General features: G+C 66.4%; 13 protein-coding genes and 1 tRNA gene. All 14 read right to left on the reverse strand.

Going from position 1 to position 24,842, the window contains the following annotated elements:
- Nucleotides 1-31: 31 nt before the first annotated feature.
- The 14 genes from metG to HPT29_RS13180 all read right to left on the reverse strand — a co-directional run bounded on the left by metG (nt 32) and on the right by HPT29_RS13180 (nt 24,842).
- A complete protein-coding gene (gene metG / locus HPT29_RS13115) occupies nt 32-1,582 on the reverse strand; it encodes a methionine--tRNA ligase (RefSeq protein ID WP_173948267.1) in 1,551 nt (516 codons plus the stop codon).
- Nucleotides 1,583-1,628: 46 nt separating this feature from the next.
- Nucleotides 1,629-2,693 (reverse strand): DNA polymerase III subunit delta', encoded by a 1,065-nt coding sequence (locus HPT29_RS13120; RefSeq protein WP_173948268.1) that lies wholly within the window; start codon nt 2,691-2,693, stop codon nt 1,629-1,631.
- A complete protein-coding gene (gene tmk / locus HPT29_RS13125; protein ID WP_173948269.1) occupies nt 2,683-3,357 on the reverse strand; it encodes a dTMP kinase in 675 nt (224 codons plus the stop codon). Before tmk ends, HPT29_RS13120 begins: the two co-directional genes overlap by 11 nt.
- A complete protein-coding gene (locus HPT29_RS13130; protein ID WP_173948270.1) occupies nt 3,357-4,568 on the reverse strand; it encodes a D-alanyl-D-alanine carboxypeptidase family protein in 1,212 nt (403 codons plus the stop codon). The genes tmk and HPT29_RS13130 overlap by 1 nt, the downstream gene beginning before the upstream one ends.
- Before the next feature lie 126 nt (nt 4,569-4,694).
- Nucleotides 4,695-5,705 carry a septal ring lytic transglycosylase RlpA family protein gene (locus tag HPT29_RS28725; protein WP_173948271.1) on the reverse strand — a complete coding sequence of 337 codons (1,011 nt, stop codon included), beginning with the start codon at nt 5,703-5,705 and terminating at the stop codon, nt 4,695-4,697.
- A 437-nt stretch (nt 5,706-6,142) separates the two neighbouring features.
- Nucleotides 6,143-6,232: transfer RNA gene (locus tag HPT29_RS13140), tRNA-Ser, on the reverse strand.
- Nucleotides 6,233-6,343: 111 nt separating this feature from the next.
- A complete protein-coding gene (locus HPT29_RS13145; RefSeq protein WP_173948272.1) occupies nt 6,344-15,526 on the reverse strand; it encodes an Ig-like domain-containing protein in 9,183 nt (3,060 codons plus the stop codon).
- A gap of 8 nt (nt 15,527-15,534) precedes the next feature.
- Nucleotides 15,535-16,983 carry an HlyD family type I secretion periplasmic adaptor subunit gene (locus HPT29_RS13150; RefSeq protein WP_173948273.1) on the reverse strand — a complete coding sequence of 483 codons (1,449 nt, stop codon included), beginning with the start codon at nt 16,981-16,983 and terminating at the stop codon, nt 15,535-15,537.
- The gene (locus HPT29_RS13155) at nt 16,980-19,169 is read right to left on the reverse strand and encodes a peptidase domain-containing ABC transporter (protein WP_173948274.1); all 2,190 of its coding nucleotides are present in this window, start codon (nt 19,167-19,169) and stop codon (nt 16,980-16,982) included. Before HPT29_RS13155 ends, HPT29_RS13150 begins: the two co-directional genes overlap by 4 nt.
- A complete protein-coding gene (locus HPT29_RS13160; protein ID WP_173948275.1) occupies nt 19,166-20,830 on the reverse strand; it encodes a peptidase domain-containing ABC transporter in 1,665 nt (554 codons plus the stop codon). Before HPT29_RS13160 ends, HPT29_RS13155 begins: the two co-directional genes overlap by 4 nt.
- A 346-nt stretch (nt 20,831-21,176) precedes the next feature.
- A complete protein-coding gene (locus HPT29_RS13165) occupies nt 21,177-22,139 on the reverse strand; it encodes a catechol 2,3-dioxygenase (RefSeq protein WP_173948276.1) in 963 nt (320 codons plus the stop codon).
- A 66-nt stretch (nt 22,140-22,205) separates the two neighbouring features.
- Nucleotides 22,206-23,339 carry a 5-methyltetrahydropteroyltriglutamate--homocysteine S-methyltransferase gene (locus HPT29_RS13170; protein ID WP_173948277.1) on the reverse strand — a complete coding sequence of 378 codons (1,134 nt, stop codon included), beginning with the start codon at nt 23,337-23,339 and terminating at the stop codon, nt 22,206-22,208.
- A gap of 23 nt (nt 23,340-23,362) precedes the next feature.
- Nucleotides 23,363-24,097, reverse strand: a complete 735-nt coding sequence (locus HPT29_RS13175; protein ID WP_173948278.1) for an ABC transporter ATP-binding protein — start codon at nt 24,095-24,097, stop codon at nt 23,363-23,365.
- Nucleotides 24,090-24,842, reverse strand: coding sequence for an ABC transporter ATP-binding protein (locus HPT29_RS13180; protein ID WP_173948279.1), 753 nt, complete (start codon nt 24,840-24,842; stop codon nt 24,090-24,092). Before HPT29_RS13180 ends, HPT29_RS13175 begins: the two co-directional genes overlap by 8 nt.

Consider the following 24,842-nt stretch of genomic DNA (forward strand, 5'->3'; position numbering starts at 1 on the left):
GGGCCTCGGAGGGCCGTTCAAAACGGACGCGTTAGGACGCCTCCGCCTCGATATAACGCGGGAAAATCGGCCCAGGTTGCGGCAGGGCCATGCCGGCCGCCAGACGGTGCTCCGGTCCGACCGCCGCGAGCACCCTGCCCTCCGGTGGAACCGCCAGCAGATCGAGCAGCTTTGCCGCGGCCGTCGGAACGAAAGGCTGAGCCAGGATGCCGACGGCGCGGAGCACCTCGGCCGTCACGTAGAGCACCGTATTCATGCGCGCCGGATCGCTCTTGCGCAGAACCCAGGGCTCCTGAGACGCGAAATACCGGTTGGCCTCCGCCACGACGGCCCAGATCTCAGCCAGGGTCGTATGCACGGAGAAATCCTTCATGGCCGCCCTAGCCTTTCCGGGCAAAGCGTCGGCCAGCCAGAGAATATCCTGATCCGCCTGGGTGAATTCGCCCGGCTGCGGGACGGCGGCGTCGCAGTTTTTGGCGATCATCGAAAGCGATCGCTGCGCCAGATTCCCGAGATCGTTCGCCAGGTCCGCATTGATGCGGTTGACGATCGCCTCGTGGGAGTAGTTCCCGTCCTGCCCGAAGGGCACCTCGCGCATGAAGAAATAGCGGATCTGGTCGACCCCGTAAGTGTCGGCAAGGTCGAAGGGATCGACCACGTTGCCGACCGATTTCGACATCTTCTCGCCCTTGTTGAGCAGGAACCCGTGCCCGAAGACACGCTTCGGCAACGGCAAATCGGCCGACATCAGGAAGGCCGGCCAATAGACCGTGTGGAAGCGCACGATGTCCTTGCCGATGATATGAACATCGGCCGGCCAGTAGTGCCAGCGCGGATCGCTCGCGTCAGGGAATCCGCAGCCCGTGACGTAGTTGTTCAGGGCATCGATCCACACGTACATGACGTGCTTCGGGTCGCCCGGCACCGGCAGACCCCAGTTGAAGGTCGTCCGGCTGATCGAGAGATCCTGCAGCCCAGACCGCACGAAGCTCGTGATCTCGTTACGGCGGGTCTCCGGACTGATGAAATCCGGGCTGGCCTCGTAGAGCGCGAGGAGCCTGTCCTGATACGCGGAGAGACGGAAAAAGTAACTTTCCTCCTCGATCCATTCGACCGGAGTGCCGGTCGGCGCGCGCCAGCTGCCGTCCGGCTGCTTCGTCAACTCGCTCTCGTCGTAATAGGCTTCATCCCGCACCGAGTACCAGCCGGAATACTTCGACAGATAGATGTCGCCCTTCTCCTGCATCCGGCGCCAGAGTTCCTGGGTCGAGGGCAGGTGATCGGAATCCGTGGTCCGGATGAACCGGTCGTAGGAGCAGTCCAGCCGGTCGGCCATGGCCTTGAACTTCGCGGCCATTTCGTCGACGAAGGCCTTCGGGGTCGTGCCGTTCCTGTCGGCCGTCTGCTGGATCTTCAGGCCATGCTCGTCCGTACCGGTCATGAAGAAGACATCATAGCCGTCGATGCGCTTGAAGCGGGCGATCGCGTCGGACGCCACGACCTCGTAGGCATGACCGATATGGGGAGCCCCATTCGGGTACGAGATAGCCGTGGTGATGTAGAATTTCTGCTTGTCGGCCATGTCGGATCCTAAGCCCTGAAATCAAAAACCTTCGAGAAACGAAGCTTCAAGCCGCTCGCCGAACCGCATCGGCGAGATCGTCGAACATCGTCAGGATGAAGGGCCGGCGGTCGAGGTTGAACACGTCGATCTCCCGCGCCGAACGGCCGATCTTCTCACATACCTCTACCAAAGGCGCAAGGCGGGACGCGCCGAGACCCGCCTGCTCGTGGAGGCGCTCGGAGACCCAGCGCTCCACTGTTTCGAGGGCCAGCGCGTAGCTGTCGTCCGCATCCCGGCGGGAGAGGGATTCCGCGAGCGCGAGGACCTGTCTGGCATCGGTCGTCGGCAATCCGTTCAGGAGACGGGTGACCTGGTCGATGAAAGCGACTTTCTCGGCGTCGAGCAACTCCAAGGTGCGCCGGACGGAGCCCTCGCCGTAAGGCAGGGCCTGATCCACCAGATCCTGCGGGATATCGCTCCAGGGCGAGCCAAGGGACCCTATCGCCGCCCGGATGTCGCGATCCTCCAGGGGGCGAAGGAGAAGCCGGCGGCAACGGGACCGAATGGTGGGAAGCACCCTCTGGGGCGCATGACTGACGATGAGGAAGAGCGACCGCGGCGGCGGCTCCTCGATCACCTTGAGCAGTGCATTGGCACTCGAGATCGTCAGATCCTCGGCGCTGTCGACGATGCAGACCCGGTATCCTCCGTCGGCCGCAGTCGAGCCGAACATGGCGAGCGCCCGTCGGACCGCGTCGACCGGGATGGTCGCGGACGGCCCCTTCTTGTCCGTGGCGGGCGCCCTTCTCAGAACCGATAGGTTCGGGTGGGACAGGGCCGCCACCTGGCGTGCCGCATGCGTGCCATGGGGCACGTCCAGGCTCGCAATGGCGCGATCGCGGCTCCGCTGAGGATCGAGGACGGTGCGGGCGACCCGGTAGGCCAGAGTGGCCTTGCCGATCCCCTGAGCGCCGCCGATGAGCCAGGCATGATGAAGTCGGCCGCTGCGCAACCCTTCCAGGAAGTCCTCCTCACCTTCCCTGTGGCCGAAGAACGCGAACTGCTCCCGGGGATGAGGGGCTCCCTCGAGCTGATCGGGCTCAGCGCCCCCTTGAACGTCACGCGACATCGAGCGACCTCGCAGGCGGTTCCGTCACCTGGGGAAGGCGCTCGCGCAGTGCTGCCCAGATCGCAGCCGCGACCTCGTCCGGATTCTGATCCGCGTTGATCACGGCGCACCGTTCCGGCGCGGCCCGGGCGATGGACAGGTAAGCCTGACGGAGAGACTGATGAAAGGAGAGATCCTCTTTCTCGAACCGGTCCGCGCCCTCACCCTTACCGGCCTGCCGCGCTCCCGCCCGGGCGAGCCCCGTCTCCGCCGGCAGATCGAGAATGAGCGTCAGGTGGGGCTTCACGCCCCGGAGAGTGATGGTCTCGAGCCGGTCGATCAGCCCCTTGTCGATATTGCCGAGGGAGCCCTGATACGCCCGGGTTGAATCGGCGAAGCGATCGCACAGAACGTGGGTTCCGCTCGTGAGTGCCGGCACGATCGTCTTGTCGAGATGGTCGATCCGGGCGGCGGCAAACAGGAGGGCTTCCGCGAACGGCCCAAGATGCTTGGCATGGCCTTCCAGGATGAAGGCGCGGATCTCCTCGGCATGGGGAGATCCGCCGGGCTCGCGGGTCACGAGAACGGGCTGTCCCATCTCCGACAGCCGGGCCTTGAGCCTCTCGATCTGTGTCGACTTGCCAGCGCCCTCCCCGCCTTCGAAGGTGATGAAGCAGCCTGCCATCAAATGCCTTCGATCACGCTCGTGAATGCGCGGCGGACCCAGCCGGTGCTGAATTCCAGCAGGCCATCCAGGGCACGCTGGCTCAGCGTGCCTTCCTGAATGTCCTCGTTGGCGTAAAGCGGCATGTCGAGAGCCTGCATGTCCCCGCGGTTGACCTGGAGCCGGGCCACCTCGGCCCCTTTCTGAACGGGGGCTTTCAGGGGGCCGGTGTAGATGATGCGCGCAGTCACCCGTTCGCCCTCTCCACGAGGCACAAGTACACGAACCGGCTTCTGCGACACAAGCGGCAGCGAGCGCCGGCTCCCGCCGAAAACCTGAGCTTCCCCAACGACCTGTCCCTCGGCAAACAGTTGCTGGGTTTCGAAGGCCCGGAAGCCCCAGTCCAGGAGCTTGCGCGATTCCGCAGCCCGGTCCTTGGCCGTCTTGAGGCCGTTCACGACAACGATGAGACGCTGGTCGTTCTGGACGGCCGAGCCGATGAGACCGAAACCCGATTCATCGATATTGCCCGTCTTCAGCCCATCGGCCCCGATATCGAGGAACAGCAGTGGATTGCGGTTCTGCTGGCGGATCTTGTTCCAGGTGAACTCGCGCTCTCCGAAGATCTTGTAGAGATCGGGATAAGTTTCGATGATGTGGAGGGCGAGCTTCGCCAGGTCCCGGACGGTGGTCTTCTGCTCAGGATGCCCGTAGCCCGTCGCGTTGCGGAAGGTCGTCTTGGTCAGTCCGATCTGCTTGGCCCGCTCGTTCATCATGCGGGCAAAGTTGTCTTCCGTACCGGCAACGCCCTCGGCGATCGCGATGGCCGCGTCATTGCCGGACTGGATGATGAGACCGCGCAGCAGATCCTCGAGTCGGATCGAGGTGTTCACCCTGGCGAACATGGCTGAGCCGCCCGATCCCCCTCCCCCTTTGCGCCAGGCATTCTCCGAGATCGTGAACTCGCTGTCGAAATTCAGCCGGCCATTCTTGATCTCGTTGAAGACGACCTCGGCCGTCATGGTCTTGGCCATGCTGGCCGGCACAGTCGCCTCATCGGCATTCTTCTCGAAGAGAACCGCATGGCTGCCGGCATCCATGAGGATGGCCGTAGGCGCCATGGTCTGAAAATTCTGGGCTTTCGCGGCCTGCGGCCATGCGGCCGAGAGCGAGATGGCACCCCATGCCAAACCAATCGCCGCCAAGCAGCGGGCGACCTTAACGTGACGCATCGTCAAATTCTCCAGGATCCTCCCTTAGGAGACCCCGAATCTGTGGCGCGTCAACAACAAATCAACGTCCGGCTACGCTGCTCTGTGCGGCATGTTACGCGGATCAGGCCGGTCGAAGGCGATCTGCTACCGCAGCACGAACTTCTCCGGGTTGGCGGGCGCATAGGCGCCTGCTCTCTGGAAACCGGATTGCGCATTGCCGGCCGGCGCCTCATAAAGGCTCGCGACCACCGGACGCGATGCAGGAACGGTCCCGGGAGCCGCCGAGCTGATCCGCGCGACCGGGCTCGCCGCACTCGGGATCGTCCCGAGGTCGAACGGGCGCTCCGGCGGAAGCGGCACGTTGCTGGCCATTGCGGCACCGGCAGCCTGGGCCGGACGAGCTGGGGTGGAATAAGCCTCGTCGTCAGGCTCGTAGGTGCGGAGGGCGATGGCCTGGCGGGGTGCGTTCGGCTGCGGCGCCGCCCGGGCGATCATGGTCGGGGCCGACCCGGTCAGGGTCGCCGGCGTGCCGTCCGTCCTGAGGCTGGCCAGGAGAATGCGGTCGTCGCTGCCGTTGGTGGAGGCGCGTCCGACATACTCGACCCGAACCCGCGCCGTCCCCGACTGCCGGAAGCCCAGGGCCGCGGCGGCCCGCTCGGACACGTCGATGACCCGGTTACCGTGGAAGGGTCCGCGGTCATTCACGCGAACGATCATCGAGTTGCCGTTCTGCAGGTTCGTGACGCGGGCGTAGCTCGGCAACGGCATGGTCGTATGGGCGGCGGCAATGGAATCGCGGTCGAAGACCTCGCCGTTGGCCGTCATGCGGCCGTGGAAGTTAGAACCATACCAGGAGGCAAGTCCCTCGCTGGCGCGTGGGGTCTCGTTCGGAACGTAGGTGCGGCCCGCGACCACATAGGGCTTGCCGACCATGTCGCGGCCGCCGCCCTTCGGGATCGGCTGCCCGTCGGCCACGACCTTCGGGCTCGGGGCCACGCCGTATTTGGGATCGATGCCGCCCCGAACATTCGAGGAGCAGTTGGCTGCCGTCAGGGCGATCGCGGTCACACCTGCGATGCGGAGGAGAGCCCTTTGATTGAAGGACGAGGCCCGTCCCTTCACTCCGGTCTTCGCTTCAGCGCGATCACAAGCCATATCGTCTCGCATCCTATCGTCTGTTCGGCCCATGGGGTCTCCTCCCATGCGCGGACATCAAGCCAAAGTGCTTATCAAGTCCTTAAAAGGAGGTTAAACCGCTCCGCTTGTCAATGGCAAAGCTGCCATATCGGCAACATTAAAACAAATCGAAAAAAGCTTTTGCTTTGCAGGGCGATAGACGCGATCCTTACCCAACCAGATTAGCGATCTCGATGCCACGCAGCCTTAGCCGGCAACGCGGCAAGGAGCATGGAATCGACGAGCGTCGGCACCGGCAAAATCAATTTCTCCACCATTCGCAGAAGCTTAGCCGATGATGCTCGCAACAGACGTCACGACGCGACTCTCCCGAAGACAGCGGACCACATTTGCAAGGAATTGGTTAACAAAGCCCTTCCCATTGCGTGAGGCGGCGCCGAAGGACCCGCGGAGAATGGCGGAGGGGGTGGGATTCGAACCCACGGTGGGCTTGCACCCACGGCGGTTTTCAAGACCGCTGCCTTAAACCACTCGGCCACCCCTCCGGATGCGGGAAAAATCCGCACCGGCACGCATCCTTCTCTAAGGCCGCTCGACCGGATACGTCAACCGAGATGGCCCGATCTCTGGGCGTGAGCCCTCCTCGCACACCCTTCTCACGACCAATGCGTGCGCGCCGTATCGATGTGAAGATCGTCGATGGGCTGAATAGTGTCCGCGACAGGCTGATCGAGCCCCGGCGACGGATGAGGCCCGGCGTGATGGGGATCGCCTGCACTGACCTGATCCGTCCAGGCGCTCGAGGCGTCGTGGCCGGGATCGAGGACCCCGTCCGCCATCAGCAGGAGGATGTCCGATCCGGAGAGTTCCTGGGTCGTTCCGGAATCCGCCCCGGCGGCGAGGCCGTGAACCTCCGGTGCTGCCGGCGGGGGCTCGTCCACGACGATTTCGACGGATCTCGGCGTAGAGGTCGCGCCCTCGCTGTCGTGCAACGTGACCGAGATGCTCCTGGATCCGGCCGCGAGCCCCGCGGCATCGCTGCTCTCGAGGACGAGAGACTGAAGCACCGCAGCATAGGTCTCAGGCTTGGCGTGGCCGCTCAGCGTCAGGGCCCCGGCCACATAGCCGCCGCCGACCACCTCGATGCCCGTATCGCCGATCATCAGGTGCCCGTTCTGGTCATGGAGGGCATAGCCGTCGAAGTCGAGACGATCGTTCGGCTGCCCGCCGGACAAGGTGATGGTCGCGCCACCGAGCTGGGTGCTGTCGATGTCGCTCGCCTGGGCCGCCCCGATCGCGTGGGCCTGATGCGCGCTCGCGCCCGCATGGGCCGGCGCGGTCAGGGTCAGCTCGGGAGCGTCGTTCACCGGCTCGATGGTCACCGTGAAGGGAGTCGTTGTCGTCGCGGTCTCGCCGGTCGCCTCGGTGCTCGTGGCCTGAAGGGTGAGATGCAGCGTCCCGTGCCAGTCGTCGGCGGGGATGAGCTGGAGGCCCGTCAGAGCCCCCGCAGGAACCCGCCATGCGCCGCCGGCGAGCGCCTCGCCCTGCGAGAGCCTGCAGTCCGCGGGAATTCCCAGAATGGTCACCGAGAGGGTCTCGGAGCCGTCGGTGTCCACAAGGGCGGCGGACAGGTCCAGTGCGATCGCATGATCCTCCTGCCCGAGCACGTCGCGGGCGGTCACCTCGGGTGCGTCGGCTACCGCAGCAACGGTCACCAGATGGGTTCCGGTGACGTCGCGGGTCGAAGTGACGCCGTTGCCCGTGTCGGTGATGGTCGCTTTGAGGGTCAGGGTGAAATCCGCATCGCTGTGACCCGAGAGCTGAACCGATACGAGACCGGCCCGCAGGTCGGACGTGGAGACCAGCCAGGTGCCGGGCGCCTGCTGGGAGCCCACGGTCAGGCTCGCGCCGGTCGGAAGGCCCGAGACCTGGGTGAACTCCGACCAGGCCTCGGATCCGTCGTTGTCCTGGAGGGTGAAGGTCGGCTTGATCAGGATCGAAGTATCCTCGGCTCCCGCGCTCATGCCGCCGATCGTCCCTGCATCCGCGACAGGGTTGAGGCTCACCGTGAAGTCCGCCGAGGTCCGGGCAGTCGACCCGCCGGTTTTTTCCGTGGCCACCCCGGTCAGCGTGAGGGTAAACTCGCCCGAGAACTGCGCAGGCGGGGTCAGAGTCAGACCGGTCAGCTGCGCGGGCGTCAGCAGCCAGCTGCCGTCTGCCTGCTTCATGCCTGCGTTGAGGCTGGCCCCCGCAGGCACGCCGCTGAGCACGAACTCCAGGGTCTCGGACCCGTCCGTATCGCGCAGGGAGCCGCCCAGGCCCGCAAGGCTGACCGTCGTGTCCTCACTGCCGGTGGCATCGGACACGATCACCTCGGGAGCATCCGCAACGGCACCGACCTGAACGCGGAAGCTCGCCTCGCTCGTAATGGGCACACCCGCGCTCTCCTGAGCCGTGGCCCGTATGGTGAGCGAAAACGTCCCCGAGTAGTTCTCAGGCGGAGTGACTTCGAGGTGCGGCAGGTCGGCTGGCGAAACGATCCATGTGCCGTCACCCTGAGGCGAGCCATGGGAGAGTCGAGCTCCGGCCGGCATGCCCGAGATGACAACCGTCAGCACCTCCGAGCCGTCCCGGTCCGTCAGGGCTGCCGAGAGGTTCAACGCTATCGGCTGATCCTCGAGACCGGACGCATCGCGGGCGCTCACGACCGGCGCGTCGCTCACGGCATCCACCTGCACCTGGAACGTGCCGCGGGTGGTCGCCACGGAGCCGTTGGACGTCTCCCGCGCGTGGGCCAGCAGGGTCAGGTTCATGGTCCCGCTCCAGTCGCCCGGCGGCGTGACGGTGAGACCGGCGAGCTGGGAGGGCGTGAGCGTCCAGCTGCCATCGCCGTTGTTGATGCCCGTGGACAGGCGCGCCCCTTCGGGCAGCCCCTCGATCACCACGGAAAGCACCTCCGAGCCGTCGGTATCCGTCAGCTGGGCCGAGACGTTGAGACTGATGGTCCCGTCTTCGTTCCCCGCCGCATTGTGCACTTCGATCGTCGGTGCATCGGCCGCAGGCGCGACCGAAACGGAAATCGTCCGGCTCGTGCTCTGCGTGACGCCGTTGCTCCCTTCCTGAGTCGTCGCCTCGACTTTCAGTTCGAAGGTCCCGTACTTGTCCGGCGGCGGCACGAAGCGCAGGCTCGCGAGATCGGCGGCTTCGACCCGCCACTTTCCCCCTCCGAGATCGATGAGTCCCGTGCCTTCCAGGCGTGCGCCCGCCGGAAGATTGGAGATGACGATCGACGTGACGCTCTCGCTCCCGTCGCGGTCGCTCGCCGTGACGGAAAGGTTGAGCGGGACTCCCGTGTCCTCGACGCCCGCGGGAGGATTGGCGCCGATGACGGCATGGTCCGCAACGGGGGTGACGTCGACGTTCAGCGCGGCGATCGTGCTCGTCTGGCTGCCTGTGGCCTCGGTGGAAACGGCCGCGACCTTGAGCGTGATCGTTCCCGAGAAGTCGGCCGGGGGCGTCAGGGTCAGTCCGGTCAACTGATCAGGGCGAAGCACCCACGCGCCGGTCGCCGGGTCCCGCACGCCGGCCGACAGGTACGCGCCGGCGGGAACGCCCTCGATGCGGATGCCGAGGGTCTCGCGACCGCTATCCGTGTCGTTGGTATTGGCATCGATGGACAACACAATCGCGTTGTCCTCGTTCGTGACCGCATTGTGCACCGTCAGGCCGGGAGCCTGCGCGACCGGCGCGGTGCCGGGCGTGGTGCCCGATCCGCCACCGGTGCCCTCGCCGCCACCCACAGGAGCGGTGACCGTCACCGGGACGATTTCGGTCCGGTCGGCCTGATCGCCCTCGCGCTCCACTCCGACGGCGGTCACAGTCAGATTGAAACTCCCGGTGAACCCGGCCGGGGGACGGATCGACAGCGTCGGCAGGGACTCGACCGGGACCAGCCACAGCTTTTCGCCCGCCGGGATGCCGGCGGACAGAACGGCGCCGTCGGGCACATTCCGGACCCAGATATACAAGGTTTCCGAGCCGTCGTTGTCGCCGGGGAGCGCCGTAATGTGAAGCGGGATCCGACCGTCGTCGGGATTGATGCTGGTATGGCCTGTGCCGGTCGATTGTTCGAAAGTCAGGACCGGCGTGTCGGCATCGCCGAGCGGATCCACCACCATCTGACCGCCGATCGTCGCCCGCACGCCGCCGCTGTCCTCGATCATCATCGTCACGTGGAGGGTGGCCGCCCGGTCGCTGTCGTGCGGCATCGTGAGCGTGATCCCGGTCATGTCCTTTGCGGCGATCCTGTAGACGCCGTGTTCGTCCGGCGTGACGACGCTGTCATCCGCCAGGCGCAGAACGGCTCCGTCGGGAACCCCGCTGATGAGAATGTCGCCGACGACCTTCTCCGAATTGTCGCTGTCCGTGAGGCCGGGATCGAGGCGCAGCGCGATGGGCCGATCCTCGGTTCCGTGCATGGCCCCCCAGTTGCCAGAGACCCCGTCGAGACCGCCGACGGCGGGTACGTCCACCACCGCTTTGACCTCGACCGGGAACGTGACGGGCGTCCTGGCCTCGTCGCCTCCCCGCTCCTCCTGCGAGACCGCCGTCACGGACAGATTGATCGTGCCGGAAAAATTGGCCGGCGGCAGCAGCGTGACCGCCTTGGCCTCCGCTGCCGTCAGCGACCAGACGCCGGGGCCGCGATAGGTACCGTGGGACATGATCGCGCCATCCGGCACGCCCCTGATCACGAAGCTCAGCGCCTCGGACCCGTCGCTGTCCGGAAGGGTCGCCGTGAGGTTGAGGGCGATCGGAGTATCCTCCAGGCCGCTGGCGCTGGTGACATCCATCACCGGAGCGTCCGCGACCGCCCGCACCGTCACCGGGATGTCGCGCGGCTCGCTCTCGGCCGTACTGCCGTTGGGCTCGGCCGAGACCGCCACCACGCGCACGGAGAAATCCGCGTCCGATTGAGCAGGCGGCGTGATGGTCAGGCTGTTCACCTGCGCCGGATCGACCAACACGCTCCCGTCGACCGCGACCAGTTCCATGCCACCGGCGCGGACGGTCGCTCCATTCGGAATGCCCGTGATCCTGAATTCGACGATCTTTTCCGAACCGTCCCGATCGGTGGTCCAGGCCGTCATGTTCAACGGAATGGCCGTATCCTCGTCGCCGAAGGCCGGCGCGACCCGCAGCCCCGGTGCATCCGCGACGGCGTCGACCGTGACCTGGAAGGACACGTCGCGCATTTCGGTCCTGCCGGTCGATGTCTCCTTGGCGGTCGCTTCGAGCCTCAGATCGATCGTTCCCGAAAAGTCCGCCGGAGGCTTCAGGGAAATGCTCGAGAGATCCTTTGCGTCCACGAGCCAGGAGCCGTCGGACTGAGGTGTGCCCTTCGTCAGGGAGGCGCCGCTCGGGACGCCATAGATCCTGACCGCAAGGGTTTCCGAGCCATCGGTGTCCACCAGCGAGGCCGAGAGGTCCAGCGCGATCGCCTGATCCTCCTTTCCGGACACGTCCGAAGCGCTCACGTTCGGCGCGTCCGTCACGGCCAGGACCTTGACGCCGTAGGTGCCCGTCACCTCCTCGTGGACAGTCTTTCCGTTGCCGGTGTCGCTCAGAGTCGCCTTGAGAGTCAGACTGAAGTCCTCATCGCTGTTGACTGGCGGTTTGACGTACACCCGCCCGGCCTGCAGATCCGCCGTGGACACGGTCCACACGCCGTCCGCGAGCGTCCCTCGGCTGAGGGTAGCGCCTGCCGGAACTCCGATGATCTGAGTCGTTTCGGACCACTGTTCCGATCCGTCGACATCGGGCGTGCCGAATGACGGTTTCAGGCGGATCCACGTGTCCTCGTTGCCCCTGCCCGATCCGCCAATCGTTCCCGTGTCGAGAACCGGGTCGAGATCCACGGTGAACGGCGCCGAGTTCTGAGCGGCCGGGGCGCTCGGGTCGCTCTCGGTCGCAACGGCCGTGAGCGTCAAGGTGATCCTGCCGGAGACGTTCGGCGGCGGCGTGAGGATCACCCCGTCGAGCTGAGCCGGGGTGAGAAGCCAGCGTCCGTCCGCCTGCTTGACGCCTACATTGAGGGTTGCACCGGCCGGAACGGTCAGGAGAAAGCTCAGGCTCTCCGAGCCATCGAGATCGCGCAGCGCTCCGCCGAGCCCCTTGAGGACGACAGGCTCATCCTCGCGTCCGGAGAAGTTCGCCACGGTGACGTCGGGCGTATCGGCAACCGCGCCGACCTCGACGCGGAAAGCGGCGGAGCTGGTCCGCGTATCGCCGTTGCCTTCTTTCGCCGTCGCCTCGATGCGCAGGGTCAGCACACCCGAAAAGTCTTTCTGCGGCATGAGCGAAAGGTGCGGGAGATCGGCGGGAGACACGCTCCAGCTGCCGTCCTGCTGCCGGATGCCGTGGGACAGGCCGACATCAGCCGGCACGCCGAAGATGGCGACGGATAGCACTTCAGATCCGTCCCGATCCTTCAAAGTCGCGGACAGATCGAGCGCGACCGGCGTGTCCTCGAGACCCTTGACGTCGTGAACCACGATTTGCGGAGCATCAGCGACCGCCTCGACCTCGACCTTGAAGGGAACCCGCGTCGTCGCGGTCGATCCGTTCGACGTTTCCCGCGACTGAGCCACCAGGGTCAGGGCCATGGTGCCGCTCCAGTCGGCGGGCGGCGTGATCTTGAGTCCGGTGAGCTGTGCCGGAGACAGGCTCCAGGTGCCGTCGCCGTTGTCCTTGCCAGCGGACAGCTGGGCGCCCGGCGGCAGGCCTTCGATCACGAACGACAGCACTTCCGAACCGTCGATATCGGTCAGAGCGCCCAAAAGGTCGAGACCCGCGGGCTGGTCTTCCTTGGTGGCCGCGTCATGGGCGCCGGCCTGGGGGATGTCGGCAACGGCCTCCACATGCACCCGGAAAGGAGCATCGGTCGTCGCCGTCGAGCCGTTTTCGCTCAACGAGACCGCGCGCAGGGTCAGGCTGATCGTGCCGGAGAAGTTCTCCGGCGGCAGGATGGAGAGGTTCGACAGATCCGCCACATCCACATGCCAGCTGCCGTCCGCTGCGCGGTTGCCGCGCGACAGCGAAGCCCCAGGCGGAACGCCGAGGATGCTGACCGACAGAGTCTCGGAACCGTCTGTATCGGTCAGAGCGGCGGAGAGGTCGAGGGCAGCCCATCGGTCTTCGGGTCCCGACGCGTCTTGGACGCTGACCGCCGGAGCGTCGGAGACGTTGTCGACCTCCACCTGGAAGCCGGTGCTCCGGGTTGCGATCGAGCCGTTCGACGTCTCGCGGGTGGTTGCCTCGAGGGTCAGATTGATCGTGCCGGAAAAGTCCTTCGGGGCCGTGATGGTGAGATGCGCGAGGTCGGTCGGCGGCACGCTCCAGCTGCCGTCGGCCTGGCGTACACCGTGCGAGAGTGATGCGTCCGCCGGCACGCCGAGGATGCGGACCGACAGGACTTCCGACCCGTCGGCATCGACGAGAGCAGCCGAGAGTTTCAGCGGGATCGGGCGATCCTCGTCCCCGGTCACGTTGGCCGCCGAGATCGTGGGGGCATCGGCGACGGCTGACACCGCAACCGTATGTGTTCCGGTCACGACCCGGCTCGCGCTCCGGCCATCCACACTGTCGATCAGCGTCGCGGTCAGGGTCAGGGCGAAATCCTGGTCGCTGTGCTCGGCCGGTCGAACCGCGATGAGCCCGGCCTGCAGGTCGGCCGTCGACACCTGCCACACGCCCGGCGCGATCTCGGTGCCGCGGTTGAGCGAGGCGCCGGCCGGCAGACCCGCCACCTGGGTAAATTCGGCCCAGCTCTCGGATCCGTCCCCATCCGGAATGACGAAGGTCGGCTGGAGCAGGATCTCCGTATCCTCCGGTCCGGCGCTCGCGCCTGAAACGGTACCGGCGTCGGCGACTGGATCGACGATGACGTTGAAGGTCGTGCTGCTGCGAGCGCTCGGAACGCCGGGCTCACTCTCGGTGGCGACGGCCGTGAGAGTGAGGCGGATCGTCCCGGAGAAATCCCTGGGTGGCGTGATCGACAGGACTCCGAGGTCCGCCGGAGACACGCTCCAGCTGCCATCCGACTGGCGCGTGCCGTGCGACAGCGAGGCGCCGTCCGGGACACCGAGAATGCTGACAGACAGAACTTCCGACCCGTCGGTGTCGACGAGCCGGGCGGACAGGTCGAGCGGAATCGGCTGGTCCTCGTCGCCCGATACGTCGGCGGCGGCGATCGAAGGGGCATCGGCGACGGCTGTGACGGTGACGGAATGCGTTCCGGTCACGACGCGACTGGCGCTCGTGCCGTTGGCGCTGTCGATCAGGGTCGCGGTCAGCGTCAGGGTGAAATCGGCATCGCTGTGGGCGGCGGGCCGGATGGTCACGAGCCCGGCCCGCAGATCCGCGGTCGCGACCTGCCACAGGCCCGGCGCGATCTCGGTGCCGCGGTTGAGCGAGGCGCCGGCTGGGAGGCCCGCCACCTGGGTAAATTGGGCCCAGCTCTCGGATCCATCCGCATCCGGACTCATGAAGGTCGGGCGAAGCAGGATCGGGGCGTCTTCCGATCCCATGCTCGTCCCGCTGATCGTGCCAGCATCCGCCACCGGATCGACGACGACGTTGAACGTGGCCGAGGTCCGGGCGCTCGGGACGCCCGGCTCGCTTTCGGTCGCGATAGCCGTCAGAGTCAGGGTGAACGACCCGGATGCCTGCAGGGGTGGAGTGAAGGTGAGGCCTTCGAGTTGTGCCGGCGTCAGGGCCCAGCGGCCACCACCGAGCGCCGTGCCGGCGCTGAGCGTGGCTCCTTCGGGCACTCCGCTGAGCACGAAGCTGAGGCTCTCCGAACCGTCCGTATCACGCAACGCGCCGCCGAGGCCAGCGAGGCTCACGGGAACGTCCTCGTGTCCGTGAGCGTCGGCGACCGTCACGGCCGGCGCGTCGGCCACTGCATGGACCTGCACCCGGAACGGCGCATCGACGAACGACGTCCCGCCATTCACCTCCTGCGATGTGGCTCGCAGAGTGAGGCTGACGGTGCCGGAGAAGTTCTCCGGCGGAACGAATCCGAGATGCTGCAGATCGGCCGGCGACACGGTCCAGCTGCCGTCCGGCTGGCGCGTCCCATGGGTCAGCGATGCGCCTTCGGGAACGCCAAAGATCGTGATCGACAGCGCCTCCGAGCCGTCCGTGTCGCCCAGGATGGCCGTGAGGTCGAGCGCGATCGGCTGATCCTCCTCGCCCGACGCATCGGCGACCTGGACGCGTGGAGGAGAGGCCATCGTATCGCGTGGCTCCTCGGGCTGAGGCTCCCCGGGCGTCGGCTGGTCTACGGAAGGCGGCGCCACGACGGCCTGGTCCTCACGCTCGGAGGGACCCACGGTTGCGAATCCAGGCTCAAATGAGGACCCGGTCGAGGAAGGCGGCGTGCTGGAGGATCCTGCAACCGCTCCCGCCTTCGCAGAGACGGACGATCGCACGAGGGTCGAAGCAACCTCCGGAGCATCGGCAATGACTCTCCGGATATCGATCGGCAAGCCGGACAGAGACGGCGTCTCCAGCCTCCCGAGCGCCACGTCGATCGGTCTGGCAGCCTGGGTTTCTGCTAGCGGCGCGATCCCAGCGGTTGCCGCGGAGCCGCCTCCCGTCGGGGCTCCCGGCACCATGCCGAAAGCCGCCACCGCCTCCGTTCCACCAACGAGATTGCCGCTGGCACCGCCATCGCCGACGGGAACCGCCCGCTGCACGGCGCGCAGGGCCCGCAGGGCCTCCTCGTCGACCACGCTGGCATCGAATGGAATGGTCAGATCAGGTTGCTGGGTCATGGATGTGCTCAGCGCTCGTGAAAGGATGCCGCGATGGCGGAGTAGATCGGCTTCAGCAGATACTGCAGCACCGTCTTGGTGCCGGTGGTAATGTCCGCCTGGACGGTCATGCCGGCGACGAGCTGCGCGTGACGCGGGTCATGGCCGACATGCTGCTGCTTCAGGGCGATGCGGGCGCGGTAGTGCGGCTGCCGCTGCTCGTCGAGGAAGGTGCCGGCCGAGATGCGCTCCACCGTCCCTTCCACGGAGCCGAAGCGCGCGTAGTCGAAGGCCTGAACCTTCACATGCACCGGCTGGCCGACCTCGATGAAACCGATATCGCGTGGCATCAGGCGGACGTCCGCCACGAGCTGCGCGTCCTGCGGCATGATTTCCGCGATCAGTCCGCCGGGCGGCAGCACCGTTCCCGGGCGATGGACGGCAAGCCCGCGCACGACGCCGCCGATCGGCGCGCGCAGCACGATCCGCTCGGCCCTGTCTTCCAGCTTGTGGACCAGGTCACTCGTCTCGGCGACCTCGAGGGCGACGCGAGCCGCCTCCTGCCGCGCCTCGTCGACCGCCGCGGACCGCGCCTCGACGACCCGGGCTTCGGCCTCGGCGAGACTACGCTGCGCTGTGGCACGCTGACTGGTCAGCCGCTCGTGCTCGGCCTTGGCGCTCATGAAAAGGCGCTGCGCTTCCAGCACCGAGAGACGCGTCGTCAGGCCATTGCGGGCGAGGTCCTCACGAATTCCAAGCTCCTTGGAATGCAGCTCCATCTGTTCCTGAACGGACGTGATCTGTCCCGCCAACGTTGCCAGATCGCCGCGCCGCTGCGCCACCTGCTCCTGCAGAACCGAAACGCGGTCGCCCAGGGCCTTCAGGCGTGCGGTCAGGGCCGCGCGCTGCGGCTCGAGGAACTTCCCGGAGGCCAGGGGCGGCAAGGTTTCAGCCTCTCCGCCCGCATGAGCAATGACCCCGGCCAGCGGCCCCTGACGCCCACGAAGGTCGAGAGCCACCATGTTGCCCTCGGCAGCTGCAGCAAGGCGCTCCGACTGCAATTGGAGAGATTCGAGCCTATGACGCGCCTGCGACAGCTCCGACTGCGCGATCGCATCGTTCATGCGCATGAGAGCCTGCCCCTCCTCGACGGATTCGCCCTCGTTCACGAGCACCTCGGCGACGATCCCGCCCTCGAGATGCTGAACGGGCGCGGGCGCCACGGTCGGGGCGATCTCGCCCACGCTGACGGCGACTTCCGGCACATGGGCAAGCGTCGCCCAGGTCAGTCCTGCGGCGACCAGAAGCCCGGTTCCGAGGACGACCGTTCGTTCGAGCCCATGCACCCGCAGCTCTTCGAGGGCAAGCACATGGCCGTCGGGACGCGGCTTGCGGCTTGCACGCGGCAGGACATGACGGTCCGCCATCGGCGGGAGGATTTCGCCGGTCGTGGCGGAGAGTGCGGTCTTGCTCATCATGCAACTTTCGAGTTGTTGGCGGCAGACAGATGACCGAAGGCGGCGTTCGCCACGGACGGGCCGATCGGAGCTCTCGTCGGACGGGGGCCGACGGGAGGAGCCGTCTGCTGGTCGAGTTCTTCCACCTGACCGTCACGCAGGCGCAGGACGCGGTCGGCCAGCCGGATGTGGCTCGGCCGGTGGGTTGCCATCAGGATCGTGCAACGGCCGCGGCGCGAGGCGATGACGTCGGTGAAGGCTTTCGCGCAGGCGTCGTCGAGACCCGCGACAGGTTCATCGAGCAACAGGATCGGCGCATTACGCAGCAAGGCGCCCGCAAGGGCGATCCGTTGCAGGATGCTGCGCGGCAGGCGGCCGCTCTGGTTGTCGCCCACTCGGGTGTCGAAGCCCTGCGGCAGCGCCTCGATGGCCTCAAGGACACCGGCTTCCGCGGCCGCGTCGCGGAGCTCCGTGTCCGACGCGCTGGGGCGGGCGAGACGCAGGTTCTGCGCCACCGTGCCGTAGAGAAGACCGGGCGATTGCGGCACCCAGCCGATGCTGCGACGAAGCACGGCGGGGTTGAAGGAGCGCACGTCGTGGCTGTCGATCCGAACGAGTCCACCCTGAGGCCTGTAGAGCCCTGCGATCAGCAGAAGCAGGGTCGATTTGCCACTTCCTTCCGCACCCGTCACGGCAACGACCTGACCGGGCTGGATGGCGAAGCTGGCACCGGCGAGAACCGGTTCGGATTGCGGAAGATAGCGCAGGGTCACGCGCTGGAACACGATGGCGCCCTGCTCCGGCGGCGCCATGCGCGCCTCGAGCGGCGGAGGCCGTTCCGTCTCCAGGGCCATCAGCCCGTCGACCTGCCGGATGGAGGCCTGTGTCTGCTCCCAGCGCGACAGCATCACGAAGCAGGTCTGCAGCGGGCCGAGAATTCGCCAGATCAGCATCATCCCGGCAATCAGCGCACCTGCGGTCATCGAGCCGCCCAGAACCGCGAGCACTCCCATCACGACGGCGGCGAGACCCGACAGGGTCACGAGAGCTTGGCTCGTGGCGAGAACCGACCCGGACAAGGTGCTGACCCGGGCCGAGGCGACGGCCGCGGCAGCCGCTGCGGCGGAATAGCGATCGATCCAGCGCTCCTCAGCCCCGACGAGCTTCAGGGTCCTGACGGTTTCGAGAGCTTCGACAGCGAGCGCTTCCCGCGCCTGATTGGCCCGAGCGGCCTGCTCAATCGCCAGTCGCATCGGGCCGCGGGACACGAGGTAGAGGGCGACGAACCCGATGGCCGTGCCCACCGGAACCACCGCAATCCAGCCCCCCAGCAGCACCATGAGGATGATGACGAGCAGCGTGAAAGGCATGTCGAGAAGAGCGACGGCGAAACTGCCCGTGAGAAACTCACGGATCGCCGCGAAATCGCGGAGCCGCGAGACTTGGGAGGCGGTTCCGGCTCTTTCCACCAGGGCCGTCGGCAGGGACATGAGCTGCGTGAAGACGGCGCTCGGCACGGTCCGGTCGAGCCGTTCCGCGATGCTGAGCAGAGCCCGCTGGCGAATGGACCGGAATGCGACCTCAAGGAGGATGGCGATTGCCGCGCCAACGACCAGCATCGGCAGGGTCTGCGGGCTATAGCCGGCGATCACGGTGTCGAACACCGACATGGTGAATACGGGCACCGCGAGCCCGAGCACCGCCATCAATCCGCTGATGCCGAGCAGCGCCGGCAGATCGCCGCGGAACCGCCGGGCGATTCCGCTGAACCACCCCTGACGCGACGCTCCTACATCCGCATCGATGACGAGCATCAAGGTCCCGCGAAGCGTCTCCGGGCTGCAGGGCTCCACGTGGCCGGTCGCCCCGTCGAGGAGAAGGATTCTCCCCTCTTCGTCGCGATAGACGATTGCCGCTGCGCCGCCCGTCGGGAGCAGGATCGCCGGCAGCCGCCTCGGGTCGAGGCTCCCGCGCGACAGGCGCTCCATGCGGGTCGGATAGCCCAGGATGGCCAGAGTGTTCCGCACGTCCGTGATGTCGAGGTCCGGTTTGACATGCGGCAGAGCCGACAGCAGATCGTCCGCGCTGCCGGACCATTCCATCAGCCACAGCATGGACGTCAGGCAGCGGGCGAGATCGGATGGCGCAACCAGATCCTCCGGCAGTTCCAGCGGAAAGCGCGAACGGTCTTCCTTGGCCAGGTTCATGACACGCGCTCCAATCGGCTGTCCCGGATCGCGTAGACCCTGTCGGCGATGTTCAACGTGGAGGGGCGATGCGTGACGATCACCACCGTCACCCTGCCCCGCAGGTCCGCCAGGAGACGGGCCAGTCGTGCATCGCTGTCGCCGTCGATCTGCGACGTGATGTCGTCCAGGAGCAGGATGCGCGGTTCCTCGACGAGTGCACGAACGACACCGATGCGCTGGGCGGCGCCGCGCGGCAAGGGCGTGGCGGCCACACCGACCTGGGTGTGCCAGCCGCCCGGCAAGGCGCTGGCAACCTGGTCGAGACCGAGTTCCGTCGCCAAGCGCAGGGCCAGACCCTCGCGCTGCGGCTGATGCATGGTCATGTTCTGCAGCAGGGTGCCCCGGACCAGTGCCGGATCCGGCGGCACCAGAGCGACGAGCCGCCGTGCCGGCCCGACATCGACCTCGGCGAGATCCTGCCCGTCGATCTGGACCTGTCCGCTCGTCGCCTTGAGGTCTCCCGCGATCAGGCGCAGCAATGCGGAACGGCCGGATCCGTTGGAGCCCGTGATGCCGACGATCTCGCCCGGCAGGGCTTCAAGGTCGAGACCGTCGAACAGCCATTCGCTATAGCGCGGGGTCCGGAACCGAACGTCCTGCAGAAGAACGTGACCGGCAGGGACCTGCAAGGCGGGCCGCCCGGCGCTGCGTTCCTGCGGAAGCGCCCCGATCTCGGCGACGCGCCGCTTGCTCTCTCTGAGCGATTGCAGGCGCGACCACAGGGCGACGCCGCCGAGGAGAGGCTGCATCGTGCGACCGACCAGCATGGTGCAGGCGCCAAGCCCGCCGACGCTGAGCTGTCCGCTCAGAACCATGTGGCACCCGAAGGCCGCGACTCCCACCGTGGCGACCTGGGCCAGCAGCATGCCGCCTTCCTGACCGGACGAAATCCGATGCGACAGCTTCCGACGCAGTTGCGCGGAGCCGTTCTGCAGGCGCTCGTAGCGCCTCTCCAGCAAGGGCTCGGCGCCCAGCACCTTCATGGAGTGAATGCAGTTCAGCGTGTCGAAGAGAAAATTGAAGCGACGCTCCTCGGCCATCGCGAGCTCATGTGCCGCGCGGCGAACACGGTGTCCGGTCAGCGCAGCCAGAAGGCCGACGCCGGCCAGAAGCGTCAGGGGCACCAGAACCAGGGGACCTGCCAGATACCAGATGCCGAGGAGGTAGAGCAGCGCGAAAGGAAGGTCGAGCATCGCCTGCAGGGCGGGACCGGACCAGGCCTCGCGCAGGGTGCCGATCGCCGAGAGGCGCTCGGCGTAATAGCCGTTGCCGTGGGCCTCGAGTTCGGACAGAGGGGCATTCAGCAGGCATTGCATGGCCTGGCGATGGGCCTGGGCCTCCGAGGTTGCCGCGACACGGGCGAGCACCCGGCCGCGCACGTGGCGCAGCAGCGCCTCCAGAAGGACCGCGATGGCCACCGTCGTGGCAAGCACCGCCAGGGTCCCGATAGCCTTGTTCGGCAGGATCCGGTCGTAGACCTGAAGCAGCGCGACGGGAAGCGCCAGCGCCAGCAGGGTGATGAGCAGCGTCGCCTCTATCACCGGGATCAGGAACCCGATCCCGAAGCGGCCGATCAGGCCTCTGAACGGGCGCGTCAGCCAGGGGCCGGCGGACACCATCGATGGTGCCGCGGTAGAAATGGCGGACCGATCCATAACGCTACCAATGGCCTTTCGGCCGAAAGAACAAGGACGATGTCTTTGGTGAAATATACCGGGCTCTCACCGGTATGGCGGGGCGGCATCATGCCTTTGAGCCGTTCTCATCCGAGTGAGAGCTCAACCCGCCATGGGCTTCAACATATAGCTACAATAGAATTCGGAAATATTTTCTTATGAGTCAACGCAATGGTGTGACGGGTTCGGCGTTAATGCTTCGGTAAAGTTAACGCCGGGTCCCGCTCGCGCCGCCAACACGAGCCTGAGATCCAGCAAACGCCTGACCGTTGTCCCGGAAGGATCCGTCCTAGTCGTCGATCTCGACTGGAGGCGTCCCGTAGGTGTGGAACGACTCGACGGTCTTCATGCCCCAGGCCTGGCCTTTCCTGCGCTCCTCCTCGGTCCAGACGACCGGCTTCCAGTCCGGGGCCAGGATGAGCCGGGCGCCGGCGTTGCAGACCTCGACCCGGTTGCCGCCCGGCTCGTACACATACAGGAAGAAGGTCTGCTGCACCGCGTGCTTGTGCGGCCCGGACTCGATCGGGACGCCGGCCTCCAGAAAGATGTCGGCGGCTCTCAAGACGTCTTCGCGGCTGTCGAGCGCATAGGTCAGGTGATGGAAGCGGCCCCTCGCGCCGGTATGGTCCCGCGTGAAGGCGAAGTCGTAGCTCTTGTTGGTCAGCGTCATCCACATGCCGGCCTCGTTGCCGTCGTCGAGGACGATCTGCTCGGTCAGGCGGCACCCGAGATAAGTCTCGTAGAAAACCCGGTTCGCCCGGATGTCCGAGGCAAGGCAGTTCAGGTGGTCGAGCCGGCGGACATTGACGCCACGGGCCGGAAAACGCTGCGCCTGGTTCTTCAGGGCCGGCTTCAGTTCCGGCGGAGCCTGATACCACTCGGTTTCGTAATAGAGCTCGACCACATGCCCGTCCGGATCGCGGCAGAGGAAGGCCGGCCCATGACCGAGATCGCCATCCGTCCAGCCGATCTCATAGCTCGACCCTTTCAGGGCGGCCACGCGACGCTCCAGAGCCTGCGGGCTCCGGGCACGGAACGCCATGTGGCCCATGCCGGGCTTCTTCGACGCCGTGAGCTTGAGCGAGTGGCGCTCGTAATCGTCCCAGCCCCGGAGATAGACGGAGTCTCCCTGGCGCCCGCTCTCCGTCATGCCGAGCACGTCGACGAAGAAGCGCAGGCTCTCCTCGGGCTTCGGCGTGAGCAGTTCAAGGTGGCCGAGATGGGCCAGGTCGAGCACCGGTTCGTCTTGCATCAGCATGTCTCTCGCATGTGACGGGAATGGCGAGGGAACGCAGGGTCCGTCCCCTCGCCTGCCCGATCAGGCCGCCTTCTGGGCTCCGGAGCCAGGGCTGCCCCACACCTCTTCGGCGATCTCGACGATCATGCGCAGCTTGGCCCATTGCTCGTCCTCGGCCAGGGTGTTGCCCTCCTCGGTCGAGGCGAAGCCGCATTGAGGCGAGAGGCAGAGCTGATCGAGATCGACATATTTCGTCGCCTCGTCGATCCGGCGCTTGATGTCGTCCTTCTTCTCGAGGATCCCGGTCTTGGAGGTCACGAGGCCGAGAACGACGGACTTGCCCTTCGGCAGGAACCGCAGGGGCTCGAAGCCCCCGGCGCGGTCCGTGTCCCATTCCATGAAGTAGCCGTCTACCGGCATGCGGTTGAACAACACCTCCGCGACCGGCTCGTAGCCGCCCGACGCGATAAAGGTCGAGCGGAAGTTGCCGCGGCACAGGTGCATGGTGATCGTCAGATCCTCCGGCTTGTCCCTCAGCGCCTCGCGCACCATGCCGGCATAGATCTCGGGCTGCTTTTCCGGATCGTCCCCGCGCTGGCGCAGCATCTCGCGCTGCTCCGGATCGCAGAGATAGGCGAACGAGATGTCGTCGAGCTGGAGATAGCGGCAGCCGGCATCATAGAAGGCGTGAACGGCCTTGTTGTAGGCCCGGCCGACATCCGCGTAGAAGTCGTCCATGTTCGGGTAGACGCCCATGTTCATCATCTTCCGCCCGCCGCGGTAATGGAGCATGCTCGGTCCCGGAATGGTCATCTTGGCGACCCGGTCCGTGTTGTCCTTCACGAAGCGGAAATGGTCGATCATCGGGTGATGGCCGGAAAAGCCGACCTTGCCGGTGATCCGCAGCGCCTTCGAAATGCCGACGCCTCCCTTGAAGTTCATGCCGGAATCGGCCTCGACGGACGTCACGCCGTCGAGATGCTCCAGAAAGTCGAAGTGCCAGAAGGCGCGGCGGAACTCGCCGTCCGTCACTGCCTGCAGGCCGATCTCCTCCTGACGCTTGATCAGGGCCCGGATCTCGCGGTCCTCGACCTCCTTCAAGGCCTCGTCCGAGATCTCGCCGTCGTGATGCTTGTGGCGCGCTTCCTTCAAGGCAGCGGTACGGAGCAGGCTGCCGACCATGTCGGCGCGGAAAGGCGGTTTGGTGCGTTGCATGGGCGTTCCTCCAGATGAAAAATCTAACGCGCGGCCACCCGGGCCGGCTTCTTCTTGGCCGTCACCCCGAGATGCTGTTCGAGAGCCGCCGGGTCATCGATCAGCGACCGGCTTGTACCGGCATGCACGATGGTGCCGCGGTCGAGGATGACGGCATTGTCGGTCACGCCGAGGATCTTCTGGGCATGCTGCTCCACCACGATGGCGGACATCCCCTCCTGACGGATGATCCGGTTCAGGGCCGCCAGCAGCTCCTCGATGATGATGGGTGCGAGACCCTCGGTCGGCTCATCCAGCAGCATGAGCTTGGGATTGAGCACGAGCGCGCGGGCGATGGCCAGCATCTGCTGCTCGCCGCCGGAGAGCTGGTTGCCGAGATTGGAGCGACGCTCCTTCAGGCGGGGAAACATCTCGTAGGCGCGGGCCAGCGTCCAGGGTCCGGGGAGCGCCACCGCGGTGATGTTCTCCTCCACGGTCAGGGACTTGAAGATGTTGCGCTCCTGCGGCACCCAGCCGATCCCGGCGAGCGCCCGCCTGTCCGGGCGGATTGCCGTGACGTCCCGGCCGTCGAGCCGGATCGAGCCGCCGCGCAGCCGGGTCACGCCGATGATCGTGTTGAGCAGGGTCGTCTTGCCGGTGCCGTTGCGGCCGAGCACCGCCAGGGATTCCCCTGGTTTGAGCCGGAGGTCGATGTTCGAGATCACGACCGCCTCCCCGTAGCCGGCGGAGACCTGGCTGAGTTGCAGAAGATCACTCATCGATGCTCTCCCCGAGATAGACCGCCCGAACCCTCGGGTCGGTCGAGACCTCGTCGACGCTGCCTTCGGTGAACAGCGCACCGTTGACCAGGACCGAGATCCTGTCCGCGAAGCTGAACACCAGATCCATGTCATGCTCGATCAGGAGAACTGACACATCCCGCGGCAGAGCCGCCACCGTGGCGAGCAGTTCGTGCCGCTCGGCCTCCGGCACGCCGGCGGCCGGCTCGTCGAGCAGGAGCACCCGCGGCCGGCAGGCGAAGGCGACGGCGATCTCCAGCAGACGCTGCTTACCGTAGGCCAGGTTCGATGTGCGCTCGTCTAGCACATCGGTCAGGCGGAAGCGCTGCGCGATCTCGACGATCTCGTCGACGATCTCGCGCTTGCTGCCGATCACCCGCCACCAGTCGCGCCCTCCTCCCATGCGCTCGGAGACCGCCAAGCCGAGCGTTTCGAGGGGCGTCATGGCCGGGAAAAGCTGGTTGATCTGGAACGTTCGGGCAAGACCGCGCTGGACCCGCAGTTCGGGCCGCAGGCGCGTGATGTCCTGACCTTCCAGCAGGATCTGCCCCGATGTGGGGGCGAGCACTCCCGTGAGGAGGTTGATGAACGTGGTCTTACCGGCGCCGTTCGGCCCGATGAGGGCGTGGCGGGCGCCCTGCTCCAGCCTGAACGTCACGTTGTCCGTGGCCACGAGGCCGCCGAAGCGCTTGATGAGGCCCCTGGTTTCGAGAGCGGGCGCCAT

This window comes from Microvirga terrae (assembly GCF_013307435.2).
Taxonomy (GTDB): Bacteria; Pseudomonadota; Alphaproteobacteria; order Rhizobiales; family Beijerinckiaceae; genus Microvirga; species Microvirga terrae.

Coding starts and splice junctions, on each gene's coding strand:
- HPT29_RS13170 (WP_173948277.1), bottom strand. CDS start 23,339: ATGCAACGCACCAAACCGCCTTTCCGCGCCGACATGGTCGGCAGCCTG.
- metG (WP_173948267.1), bottom strand. CDS start 1,582: ATGGCCGACAAGCAGAAATTCTACATCACCACGGCTATCTCGTACCCG.
- HPT29_RS13175 (WP_173948278.1), bottom strand. CDS start 24,097: ATGAGTGATCTTCTGCAACTCAGCCAGGTCTCCGCCGGCTACGGGGAG.
- HPT29_RS13145 (WP_173948272.1), bottom strand. CDS start 15,526: ATGACCCAGCAACCTGATCTGACCATTCCATTCGATGCCAGCGTGGTC.
- HPT29_RS13130 (WP_173948270.1), bottom strand. CDS start 4,568: ATGCGTCACGTTAAGGTCGCCCGCTGCTTGGCGGCGATTGGTTTGGCA.
- HPT29_RS13150 (WP_173948273.1), bottom strand. CDS start 16,983: ATGATGAGCAAGACCGCACTCTCCGCCACGACCGGCGAAATCCTCCCG.
- HPT29_RS13120 (WP_173948268.1), bottom strand. CDS start 2,693: ATGTCGCGTGACGTTCAAGGGGGCGCTGAGCCCGATCAGCTCGAGGGA.
- HPT29_RS13155 (WP_173948274.1), bottom strand. CDS start 19,169: ATGAACCTGGCCAAGGAAGACCGTTCGCGCTTTCCGCTGGAACTGCCG.
- HPT29_RS28725 (WP_173948271.1), bottom strand. CDS start 5,705: ATGGCTTGTGATCGCGCTGAAGCGAAGACCGGAGTGAAGGGACGGGCC.
- HPT29_RS13165 (WP_173948276.1), bottom strand. CDS start 22,139: ATGCAAGACGAACCGGTGCTCGACCTGGCCCATCTCGGCCACCTTGAA.
- HPT29_RS13160 (WP_173948275.1), bottom strand. CDS start 20,830: ATGGTGTCCGCCGGCCCCTGGCTGACGCGCCCGTTCAGAGGCCTGATC.
- HPT29_RS13180 (WP_173948279.1), bottom strand. CDS start 24,842: ATGGCGCCCGCTCTCGAAACCAGGGGCCTCATCAAGCGCTTCGGCGGC.
- tmk (WP_173948269.1), bottom strand. CDS start 3,357: ATGGCAGGCTGCTTCATCACCTTCGAAGGCGGGGAGGGCGCTGGCAAG.